The following is an 887-nucleotide window of genomic DNA, read 5'->3' as shown; positions in this document are numbered from 1 at the left end:
GTGCCACAAAACAGCAGCGGGCCATCAGCGGCCGGGAGTCAAGGCCAGTCCAACATGGCTTCACCGGCGCTGCGGCCAGTCCAGTCGGGGCGTGACCTGCTCGACCAGGCTAAAACGCTGGCAAAATACCTGCGTAACCAGCCGCAGGGGTGGCTCTCCGGGCATCATCTCATCAAGAGCGTGCGCTGGGATACGGTACACCAGTCACCGCCGTTGGATGTGAGTGGACGAACCCGACTGGTACCGCCGCGCCCGGAATATCGCGCGCTGCTCAAGCGTCTTTATCTGCAACAAAACTGGCTGGAGTTGTTGGAACAGGCGGAATCGATATTTGCCGAAGGGGTCAACCATTTCTGGCTCGATGTGCAGTGGTATCTGCATCAGGCACTCAGCAAAGCGGGAGCCCCATTCGATGGCTGGGCAGCTTGTATCACCCAGGATTTACGTCTGTTACTGACCCGGCTGCCGGGGCTGGAAGGGCTATGCTGGAGTGACGGCACGCCGTTTGCCGATGAGGTGACGCTGGGGTGGATAAACCAGCAGGTGCTGGAGTCGGTGTCGGGCTGGGGCAGCGAACCTGCTGCCGTGGTGTCATCCGGTGAAGATGGCATTCTGTTGCTGGAGCCAGAAGCTCTGGCTCAGGCGGACAGCGAAGGGATTGAAGCCGCACTTAACTGGTTGCAATCCCGTCCGGGTATTACCACGGCGCGCCATCAGTGGCTGCTGCGTCTGGTGATGGCCCGGGTGGCGGAGCAATACGGTAAGAACGATATGGCCCTGCATCTGCTGAGTGACCTTGATGTCAGTGGCGCATTGCTAACCTTACCGCAGTGGGAGCCGGGGTTGGCGTTTGAAGTCAAAGCCCGAAGTCTGAAGCTGCTGCGGAT

The 887-nt window shown here is 60.0% G+C and carries 1 protein-coding gene; it reads left to right on the top strand.

Annotated features, from left to right (window positions below; genetic code table 11):
- Positions 1–887 (top strand): type VI secretion system protein TssA (gene tssA / locus AEP37_RS23885; protein ID WP_049615669.1); only part of this gene is annotated, 887 nt, incomplete at both ends.

The sequence above is a fragment of the Yersinia pekkanenii genome (assembly GCF_001152565.1).
GTDB lineage: Bacteria > Pseudomonadota > Gammaproteobacteria > Enterobacterales > Enterobacteriaceae > Yersinia > Yersinia pekkanenii.
Note: the sequence above shows the minus strand (reverse complement) of the source record. Positions and strands in the feature narration are given on the sequence as shown.